Below are 7,712 nucleotides of genomic sequence, written 5' to 3'. Positions count from 1 at the left end.
GAAACCTTTTTCTCTTAGGCATAATTTTTCAGCTTAGTTATTTAAATCGTATAAAAAGAATAGCCATGAATATCATTATTAATACTGCAAACTAAAATTCGACTCAAATTATATTTATATATTCGCATATATGAATATACTATAGGTAATTTTCATACTAATTACAATAGGAAGACATAAATAATTTATATTTATACCTTTGAGAGAGGTGGTGAAGGATTTTTACTGATTGATTTTAGGAAGTGGGTTCTTATTTGGAAGTTTTTTATTAGGAAATAATGTGCGAATTTCGCAGTCAGCACATACGAACAGTACATATATAATAAAGAATGGATATCTATAACGAACAGCTGTTCCATAGTTAAATACAACTAAGCCATATACAGACATGGATAACGCCATAAATAATAACCAAAAAGCAAGCTTGTCAGGACTTTTCATCCAAGCTTTACGTGTTATCAGAAATAAAATAGCAAGTACAAATAAATTCTCAAATGACTGAATCAAAGGTAAGAGGCCGCTCGCTTCCCATATAAATGGTTTAGACAAGAAGTAAACACCCGACGTCAAACCTTCAACAACAAACTCTCCTGCGCCAGAAATAAGCATGATTTCTTCAGCTTTTCCTCCATCTTCTACAAACATAGCCGCCCTAAAATGATTAATTTGAGGGATAGCTATTGGAGCAGAAATAAGCAATCCAGCTAGACTAATCAGGCTTATAATTACTGCTTTTGCTAACCCCATACCCTTTTTGGCCACATTGAAAATAAAATACATTAGAACAATAGGACCTAAAATAAAAAAGTTCTGGAATTTAATTAAGTATAAAGGAATAATAAATAAAATGCTTTTAAGGATCTTAGACTCACGGGCATAAACAACAGTTAGCACCATAAAAAATAGAATTAGAGTTTCACGCAAGCTTAGAGCTGTGTATAGAGCCATGCTTGGAAACAACAGATAAAACCATATTGATACTTTTGTAAAAATATTTTTGACATACAAAACGAAGAACAAAACGATATAGAGAAAAGTATTATAGAATCCTAGACTAATAGGAGAAACTGGAGATGGAAATGGTAACAGTGCAAGCATAGCACTGGCTTGAAAGACATTATCACCACCTGTGAATGCTTCAATCAAACCCAGTTCTCCAGATCTTATCGCATTCACGCCCTCCCAGTACCTAAACTGATCGCCCATATATGAAGTACTAAACAATACGTCATTTAGAATGAAAGGAAGCAAACAGTGTAAAGCAAGGACTACTTGATAATTGGAGGGAACCTTAAACTTGTATCCGACAGTAACAATTAGCAACCAGCATATCAGCAGACTAGGTAACTCAAAAAGTCTGATACCTAAAAATCCATACGTATAAATCCAACTTAGGTCTGACATTAGTTTGTCTCTATATTTTTAATAAAAAATTAAAATTACATGTCTGTTTTGGCTACTATTAAGGGACTGTTGTGATTAGCATATTGGGCATTATTCTAATTTAACCTACTGGCTTTGTACGGCTATGTCTTAAAAGGTGTCATGCTGATTGTAGTCTAATAATTGCATACATTCAAAAAAATAAATATAATCATAATTTCGCTATCCATATAAATCATTGGGTCTCAAGCCAGGCTTGGAACATTAATATATTCCATAGTTGATCTTGATGATTATATTTACCACTCAGGTGTTCTGTCCACATCATACGTATGGGTGCGGGATAAAAATAACCTTGCTGTAGTAACAGCTTTTCATCTAATAATGCTTCAGCCCAATCCCGTAATGAACCACGTAACCAATCGTGTAAAGGTAGGCTAAACCCCATTTTAGGTCGTTCAATCAATTGGCGAGGGACGTGACGAAATAGTACCTGCTTCAGCAACCACTTACCTTCCCCATTACGTATTTTGTAATCCAATGGCATTTTCCAGGCTAATTCAACAATACGATGATCTAGCATCGGCACTCGCGTTTCTAGACTATTAGCCATAGCAGCGCGATCAACCTTTACCAAAATATCATCAACCATATAAGTCTGTGCGTCCATAGCCATCATCGCATGTTGAAAACTATCTGTTTTCGGCCAACAGTTTATGTCACTTATCAAAGTACTAGGTTCTTTTGCACCTATGACTAACTTCTCAGGCTGCTGCCAATGACTGGTCAATGACTGGTAAAAGTCCTGTTCACTATCAATATTTAGCACACCTGCTAGCTTGTGAGCCTTATCACCAGGAGCGCTCAACCGAAATCTTTTAGGGAGAATAGGATTAAGCGTTGTGAACATAGCATCCCAGCTCTTGGGTGCGAAAGCAGTCAGTGTCGTCGACGCCAATCTTCTCATTGATCTAGGCAATTTACGATTTTTATTCCAAACTTGCTGAGCCATGAGGTAGCGATTGTAGCCTCCAAATAGCTCATCACCCCCGTCACCACTTAGAGCAACCGTCACATGCTCACTTGCTAACTGACTGACTAAAAAGGTCGGGATTTGTGAGCTATCTGAAAATGGCTCACAGTATATAGACGATAATTTCGGTATCACTGATAAAGCATCTTTAGGGGTTATATAAAACTCAGTATGTTCAGTACCAATGTGCTTGGCCACAGCGTTTGCATGCGTTGCCTCGTTATATCCTTCATCCTCAAAACCAATAGTAAAAGTCTTAATTGGCTGCTCGCTTTGTGCTTGCATTAATGCAACTACTGTACTGCTATCTATACCACCGCTTAAAAAAGCACCAAGTGGAACGTCTGATTGCATTTGACTGCCGATACTCTCCATAAGTGCTGATTCTAAAATATCAACTGCTTGCTCTGGACTGCCAGTAAAAGGATTTTCTAGCCCTGTTTCAGCTACAGTATTAAAGCTCCAGTAGGCCTTGGGTACCGCTATTTTAGCTGTTTCCAATTCTGCTAAAGGCAATTGTAACCAATAACCAGGTCGCAACTTTTTAATGCCTTGATAAATACTATAAGGAGCAGGAATGCAGTTGTGACGCAACAGTAAAGTGATTGAATCACGATCAATATCTGCTTTGAACATAGGGTGTGCTTTCAAAGCCTTTAATTCAGAACCAAAGAATAAACTATCGTCTTGCCAACCCCAATATAAAGGTTTTTCACCCATCCTATCCTTAGCTAGAGTCAGTAGTTTTGTTTGCTTATCCCATAGAGCAATGGCAAACATACCTACCATAGCTTGTAGTGTTTTCTCTATACCCCAAGCCACGAAACAAGCGAGCATGGTCTCTGTATCTGAATGCCCTCTCCATTCGAGTAAGAAGCCTTCTTGATTAAGCTGTTGACGTAGTTGCAGATGGTTATATATCTCACCATTAAATACAAGCACATATCGTCCACACACAGAATGCATGGGCTGTGCGCCTGCAGGCGACAGCTCTAGAATGGCTAAACGCCGATGACCAAGCGCTAAGCCAATAGTTTCATCCAGCCAACTATCGCTAGCATCTGGACCTCTATGATAAAGAGTATCATTCATCTGAGCGATACAACCACGTATGTCTATATTACTTGATGAGTTTTGGCGAAAACCAACAATACCACACATTAAATACTCCTTAGTCTAGATGACCGTGACGTAACCAACTGCTACCGGCAGCCGCTAACGCGATAGTAGAATAAACAGCACAGAGTAAAACAAAACCACGAGCTTCATCGTAAGGAGCTAATGCTAAAACTCCAGTCAAAGGCATCAAAAAAAATACCAGTCTAAAACGAATTCTTTGACGACCAGGCATCTTTAGCAAGCCTTTACTATCAAGATAACCAAAAAGACGAAAAGCCGCATAACCGATACTTGCTGCTAGGGCGATACCCATTCTATAACGATCTTCTACCACAAATATGACTGGTGCCATAAATCGAAACCAGGCTAACCAAAGAAAGGTTGCCACCTTGAACTCACGATCAACAAAAATATTATGAAGAGCAAAGACGATGGATAAAGCTAAAAAGAAACTCCACCATGCCAATACCTCTTGCATATTTAGTAGAACAGTTAATGCTATAAAAGCCATTATTCGAAAAGCAATCCACGTGAAAACCCACATACTAGGCGCATTTTGAGGACCGCGTCGACGACCATCTTTCTCTTTACGTGCCGCGAATAAGTCATTTACAAGATAGCCGATCTCATACAAACTGATAAATGCAAAATATACTAGGATAGCCTGTATCAAAGCTTGAAACGGTGGTAAATTACCAAGAGCCATAACAAGTATTGCCGCACTTAGCCACTCAAATAGAGCATGAAAAACCCAACTTCCATTACGCAGACGAGTATTATAGAAGTAACTAAATGGCAATATATATAACATATTCATTGGTTTAGCCTTATATAAGTAGCGGTTAATCCTGCCCAGCGCTCCTTATGTGACGCTTTATGCAGAACCACATAAGCTCTCTTTGCACCACTTAGTAACTCTTGATCTGTAATATTGTCACTGATAGCATCATAAAAGCTGCTACTCAGGTCATTACCAATAAGATCACTTAATGCTTGTAACTTTAATCCAGTTAAGTCACTTTTATAACGACCTGTTAAAACACCGTCACTACTCTCAAGCTCACTAGCAACAAACCTTACACCCAGCTGCTTTGCCAGTGCCGAAACGATGGGTTGTAAACTGGCAGAAGCCAATATTATGTGTTTGTCTTTTATCGCAGGTGTAATGACATTCCAAACAGAAGGGACTTTTCTATTATCCAATAACCATTGTGCATAAATTTCTGCATTTAATTCGAGAGAGCTGACCGTATCGTCTTTCATCATTCTGACGAGTAGCTGTTTTAAAACATGTTTACCAGTGAGACGTTCAATCACTGCTACTCCTAATCGAAACGGACTACGATGTGCGGTCAAAGCACGAAACATTGGCAAACGCCATTGACGTTCAGGCTGCTGAGAAAAATGCACTCTGAGCAGGCCTAATGTTGTATCGTCATAAACCAATGTGCCACAAACATCTGTAATAAATAACCTAGCAGCTGAATCATCGGTCATAGTGTATGCTCCAGCTGCTCGTAAACCTTTTTATAACTTAACTCTGCAACATGAAGATCCAATTCGGCTTTAGCTCGCGCACGTAGATTGTGTCCTCCCATCTTCTTAAGACTATCAAGTGAGGATACGATATCAGATAAGCTATCAGGCTCATCCAGATTTATAACTGCCCCGGCTTTTAGCCTAGCAGTCATGTTATCTATGTCACCAATTCCAGCATTACTAACTACCGGCACCCCTACCGCCAGCGCTTCTGCCATTTTAGTAGGTGAGCTCGCTATTTTTGAATAAGCAGGCTTGATGAAGCTTAGCATTAAATCAGAGCAGCCTATATAAGAAGGCACTTGGTCACGGGTGGCTTCATGGACATGTATACGCGTACGCAAATGTGACAAGCCAAGAGCACTTATTAATGACTCATGCTCTGCTCGCCAATCTTTAGTAATCAATAAAAAGTGTACATCTTCTCGCTCAGTAGCTGCTTGGCCGAATAGTTGTAGCATTTCGTCTAACATATACCAAGTCCCCAAAGAGCCTAGGTATGAGAGTACAAAAGCATTTTCAGGTAATCCTAGCTCCTTACGAGTAAGAATACGCTGCTCAGCGGTAGGCAAGCTAAAATGCTCAAAGTCTGCACAGCAAGGAATCACTGAAATGGGAGCAGACATATCTGGGGATAACTTATACAGTTCAGGTACTACTCGTTCTGTGAGAGCCACAATATGACTAGCGTTCAAAAGAAGGCTGCGTTCTACACGCTTATAGATTTTAAATATTGAAGCGTCAATACTGCTATCTAGCTTCCAAATATCACCATCGACTCTTTCGTTGACCCAAAGGCCGCGCATATCAAACAAGACCTCTACTCCTGTAAGCTTACGCAGTAATGCTCCAACCTGCATGGCTTGATAGCTTCGGCAATGGATCACTCCAAAACGATGTTTAAGCTGCAAATATAGAGCAACTTCATACATGCGAGACAAATCCCAAAGCTTGCCTAACCTACCGAAACGCGTAGTGAAAGACAAAGGTGTCCATCCTATGCCAGAACTAGCCAACTCTGCTTTTAATAATTCACCACCCGCCTTAAAACGTTCAGGTTTTTCATAGCTTAAGATATGTAAAGGACGAGGATGCTGACGGATACTATATAAATACGGTAGTATTTGGCTACCACCTAAAGGATCTAGCAAGCCATCATAAGAGATAAACAATACTGAGTTATTCATAGATACTCCGGCATATTTTTGAGGTATATATAAAGCTAGGCATACTATATTAATAAACACATAAAGATGAAATTACACTAAAGTCATTTTCCTATAATAAGTCTAGGAAATAGAGTATAACTTTAGGGTAATTTTATAAAAAAATCATAACTGCATATAAATATATAAATATATAATATTTTGATATAATTAATTATAATTCGGTTAATTACTTATAAAATTAATAATTTTCATATCAACAGAGCCCTTCTACCAAATGATTTATATTTCGCCTCATTCATACTACTTACATCAAATGTAAACCTATGGAAAATACCGCTAGTAGCATTGCTATACTTATTACCTACCAATAAAACATTTTGGAAACCGTATTTTTTAGCAAGAACTATCTGCTCAGCTAAGGCACTGCCATTTGGAAAACAATAAATATTACAATCAAGAAACAGGCTTTCTAAAAAATACTCCTTACATTTTTTTAAATCAGTTAAAAAATACTCCTCACTCTGATTTTCCATTGATAAATGCTCAAAGGAGTGAGCACCAATTTCATGTATCGAAGATAACTGCATGACATCTTTTTTAGTCATTACTGAAGCACAAAGAAATTCTGGATAGTTTAATAAAAATTCTAGTAACTCAGCTCTGCAAGATATAAATTCAACTTCAGGAAGATACTTAATAAGAAAAGATGCTTTTGTACCTAATTTATATCGGTCAATAATAGTGGTATCTATTTCTAAAGGTATTTTTTTTAGAAGTTCAGTAGGCGCCTTTCCAATAAAGTCCTGTAGCATAACATTTACAGGAGGTAAACCTGTTTCCATACAGTAAGGAATTACGTTTTGATTGACTCGAACATTATGTTTATCTAATATAGGCACTACATAATCTATAAAATCTTTATAGCCATCGTCAAACGATAGTATTAATTTAGGCTTTTTTGTTTTTATTTTTTCAAAATCACTAAATAAACAAATATGGAATTCTTTTTTTAGATAACTAATTATCTTATCAAAAAATGACGGACATATTGCTTTATAAGCACTACCTGTATCAGGTGACACTCTATGCAAGTTAAGAACTGTTACTATGTTGTTTTTAACCAACATCTTTTTCCTAGATTCCAACCTAGTCTGTTTTGCCAATATAGAAAATATAATTTTTTTAAATAATTCATTTCCCATAAACCCACCCTCTTTTTTTTATAAAAAATCTATAATTGTTGCGTATAATTTTAAAAAACTGGTTATTAAAATCAGATTAGGTCATATAATAATTATACGAAAATAAAACACCTATACCTATACCTATACCTATACCTATACCTATACCTATACCTATATCTATATCTATATCTATATCTATATCTATATATATATATATCTATAAATATTACTTAATAAATAAGATATATATTACATTTATTAGAATCTATATTTTTTGATAACAAT

General features: G+C 37.0%; 6 protein-coding genes. All 6 read right to left on the bottom strand.

The annotated features are described in order from the left end of the window. Positions 1-222 precede the first annotated feature (222 nt). The 6 genes from CAN34_RS10020 to CAN34_RS09995 all read right to left on the bottom strand — a co-directional run bounded on the left by CAN34_RS10020 (position 223) and on the right by CAN34_RS09995 (position 7,445). The gene (locus tag CAN34_RS10020; RefSeq protein ID WP_254423158.1) at positions 223-1,206 is read right to left on the bottom strand and encodes a hypothetical protein; all 984 of its coding nucleotides are present in this window, start codon (positions 1,204-1,206) and stop codon (positions 223-225) included. A gap of 412 nt (positions 1,207-1,618) precedes the next feature. After that, positions 1,619-3,577, bottom strand: coding sequence for an asparagine synthase (glutamine-hydrolyzing) (gene asnB / locus CAN34_RS10015; protein WP_089555542.1), 1,959 nt, complete (start codon positions 3,575-3,577; stop codon positions 1,619-1,621). A gap of 10 nt (positions 3,578-3,587) precedes the next feature. After that, entirely contained in the window at positions 3,588-4,352 is a 765-nt protein-coding gene (locus CAN34_RS10010) for a hypothetical protein (RefSeq protein WP_089555541.1), read from the bottom strand. After that, positions 4,349-5,032, bottom strand: a complete 684-nt coding sequence (locus tag CAN34_RS10005) for a haloacid dehalogenase-like hydrolase (protein WP_089555540.1) — start codon at positions 5,030-5,032, stop codon at positions 4,349-4,351. Before CAN34_RS10005 ends, CAN34_RS10010 begins: the two co-directional genes overlap by 4 nt. Continuing rightward, positions 5,029-6,261, bottom strand: coding sequence for a glycosyltransferase (locus tag CAN34_RS10000; RefSeq protein ID WP_089555539.1), 1,233 nt, complete (start codon positions 6,259-6,261; stop codon positions 5,029-5,031). Before CAN34_RS10000 ends, CAN34_RS10005 begins: the two co-directional genes overlap by 4 nt. Positions 6,262-6,491: 230 nt before the next feature. Continuing rightward, the gene (locus CAN34_RS09995; RefSeq protein ID WP_089555538.1) at positions 6,492-7,445 is read right to left on the bottom strand and encodes a polysaccharide deacetylase family protein; all 954 of its coding nucleotides are present in this window, start codon (positions 7,443-7,445) and stop codon (positions 6,492-6,494) included. Positions 7,446-7,712 lie beyond the last annotated feature (267 nt).

Source organism: Psychrobacter sp. DAB_AL32B, assembly GCF_002224105.1.
In the GTDB taxonomy this organism is placed as follows: Bacteria; Pseudomonadota; Gammaproteobacteria; order Pseudomonadales; family Moraxellaceae; genus Psychrobacter.
Note: the sequence above shows the minus strand (reverse complement) of the source record. Positions and strands in the feature narration are given on the sequence as shown.